The organism is Sulfuricurvum sp. MLSB (assembly GCF_000747095.1).
In the GTDB taxonomy this organism is placed as follows: domain Bacteria; phylum Campylobacterota; class Campylobacteria; order Campylobacterales; family Sulfurimonadaceae; genus Sulfuricurvum.
In genome coordinates this window covers 1-2,544 of sequence record NZ_JQGL01000099.1, presented here as the reverse complement: position 1 = coordinate 2,544, position 2,544 = coordinate 1, and the positions used below count along the sequence as shown (strand labels likewise).

Below are 2,544 nucleotides of genomic sequence, written 5' to 3'. Positions count from 1 at the left end.
GCTGAATATGATCAACAAGTCTGCGTAATAACAAAAATAGGATAGAAAATATGTGTTTATTGAATATAGTCGATGAAAATAATGCTATGGGAGCAGTTCAGATAACTTATCGTGAAATAAAAAGTGTGTTTGGAGTGATCCCAACAGGTTTTAAGCTATGGAGTATAGAACCAGATATGTTACAACATCATTGGGAAGATGTTAAACAAAGCTTGTCCCAAGATGCTGAGATGCAAAAGTTCAATGCAATTATGCGTTATTTGATCTCTGAAATAGAAGGATGCGACTATTGTGTCGGTTTTAATTCAGGATTACTGATAAATGTGTTTGGTATGACTCAAGAGGAACTTTTCAATATGGCAAGAGAACCTCAAAGTGCTCCTCTAAGCGATATACAAAAAGCGCACCTACTTTTCGCTTTAAAAGTTGTGAATGAACCGAAAAATATCAATAGCTCCGATGTAGACAAATTACGAGCACTAAATATGTCTGATCAAGAAATATTCCAACTGGCTCACAAATCCGCAAAGTTGGCTATGACAGATATGCTATTGACAGCATTCAAAGTTCAAGATTAAGGACAAACTATGAAAATGAATAGCAACACTATCCTCATTACGGGCGGTTCAAGCGGTATCGGCTATGAATTTGCACGACAATTGTGCGAAGAAAACACCGTTATCAACTGGGTAATGCGAAGAAAGAACTTAAAAATGTCCACACATTTCGATGTGATATTACTAATCCGCAGGAGACAACAGCTTTGTACTCACAGGTTTCACGAATGTTTCCGGAGCTGAATATATTGATCAACAGTGCTGGGATCGATTTACAAGATGAAGCTGATTTATACGATCTTACACACGAGATCAATACCAATCTAAATGGTACTATCCGTATGAGTACACTGTTCTTACCACTTTTGAAAAAACAAAAGAGAGCTTCAATGTTAAATATTACATCCGCATTAGCCTTTGTTCCTCTGGCAAATGCACCTGTATATTGTGCAACTAAAGCCGCGTTACACTCTTATACCGATTCATTGCGTATTCAACTTAAAAATACTAATGTCAAAATTTTTGAATTGGCACCACAAGGAACACAAACTCCGTCGTTAGATGCCTTTGAAAAAAGTGAACAAATAGGTATGAGTATCATGAATATACCAAAGCTTGTCAAAATCACCATTAAAAAAATGGAACATGGCATCTTGGAAATAAAACCGGGGCAAAGTAGTGCTCTTAAAAAGATAAGTCGCCTTTCGCCGAGATTTGCTCTAAATATGCTCAACAAGTCTGCGTAATAACTGCGTAATAACAAAACAAAAGGATAAAACTATGAATATACGTACAAAGTCACACATCAAAAACATAGGTGTAACGATATTCGCCATCTTTTCAATGAATCAAACTGCATTTGCAGGGGGTATTGAAGAGACTAAGGATGCTCTATCGTCTATTGGACACGTTGCGCAAATACAAGTTGATGGAAACGTAACGCTTCGCTATCTCAAAGCCGGTCAAGGCGAGCCGCTTATCTTGTTGCATACGATTCGAACACAGTTGGATTATTTCCAAGATGCGATTCCTGCCCTTGCAAAAAATCACACTGTTTATGCTTTGGATTTACCGGGGCACGGGTACTCATCAATCGATACTACGGCGACGTATGATGAACCTTATATGCGCAAAGCCGTCGTTTCGTTTATAGAGAAAGAAGATTTAAAAAAAGTTACCCTTGTCGGCGAGTCTATCGGGGGCGTTTTGGCACTGAGCGTTGCTAGTACAGTGCCTGAGCGAATCAGTAAAGTCGTCTCTTCGAACCCTTATGATTATGATACCCGCTATGCAGACGGAGTACGTCGGGGTAATTTTTTCGCTAATTTCATGCTCGCCAATTACTCTGTCCCCGTACATGGAGCCATAATGGCTAAGCTTGAAAATAAGTTGTTTTTAGGGATGGTTCTCAGCGGTGGTTTTGCAAATAAAAGTGGTATGCCCGATGATCTGCTCGGCACGATAAATTCGGCAGGCTACCGTGAGGGTTATCGCTACGTAGAACGAAATGTTTTTGAGAATTGGGAATCTTGGGGAAAAGCACGAAATCTTTATTCCGGAGTGAAGGCACCTGTAACGCTGGTGTACGGCGATCATGACTGGTCGACATTACAAGAGCGTGAGCGAACGGTAAAAGAGCTTGGCGGTGTATCTATCATCACGGTTAAGAATAGCGGACATTTCGGTTTTGTGGATAATCCCGAAAAGATGATAGATATTGTCTTGCAAAAATAGAAATCTTTTAGGGGTGAGGGAAACGAAAAAATGACATATTTTATACGCAATCATGTAATCATGTAATAGAAATATCGGTTTTGTCTGCACTGCTTTTATCCGGTTGTGCGACGCCGGAGGCAAGTATAGCAAAACTGGAGACGCCTCTTTCAGCAACGTATCATTATGCGGAAGCGGAAAAAATAGCCTCTGATGAGATAGCGTGGTGGAAGAGTTTCAACGATCCGGTTTTAACGGCACTGATTGAAAAAGG

The 2,544-nt window shown here is 39.9% G+C and carries 3 protein-coding genes; all 3 read left to right on the top strand.

Going from position 1 to position 2,544, the window contains the following annotated elements:
• The first annotated feature begins 50 nt into the window (after window positions 1–50).
• The 3 genes from JU82_RS07325 (at window position 51) to JU82_RS07315 (ending at window position 2,291) form a co-directional block, all read left to right on the top strand.
• The gene (locus tag JU82_RS07325) at window positions 51–578 is read left to right on the top strand and encodes a carboxymuconolactone decarboxylase family protein (RefSeq protein WP_037948755.1); all 528 of its coding nucleotides are present in this window, start codon (window positions 51–53) and stop codon (window positions 576–578) included.
• Between the two features lie 83 nt (window positions 579–661).
• Window positions 662–1,303: an SDR family NAD(P)-dependent oxidoreductase gene (locus tag JU82_RS07320; RefSeq protein WP_294892499.1), complete on the top strand. Its 642-nt coding sequence runs from the start codon at window positions 662–664 to the stop codon at window positions 1,301–1,303.
• Window positions 1,304–1,337: 34 nt separating this feature from the next.
• On the top strand, window positions 1,338–2,291 hold the full coding sequence (locus JU82_RS07315) for an alpha/beta hydrolase (RefSeq protein WP_294892498.1): 954 nt from the start codon (window positions 1,338–1,340) through the stop codon (window positions 2,289–2,291).
• Window positions 2,292–2,544: the final 253 nt, after the last annotated feature.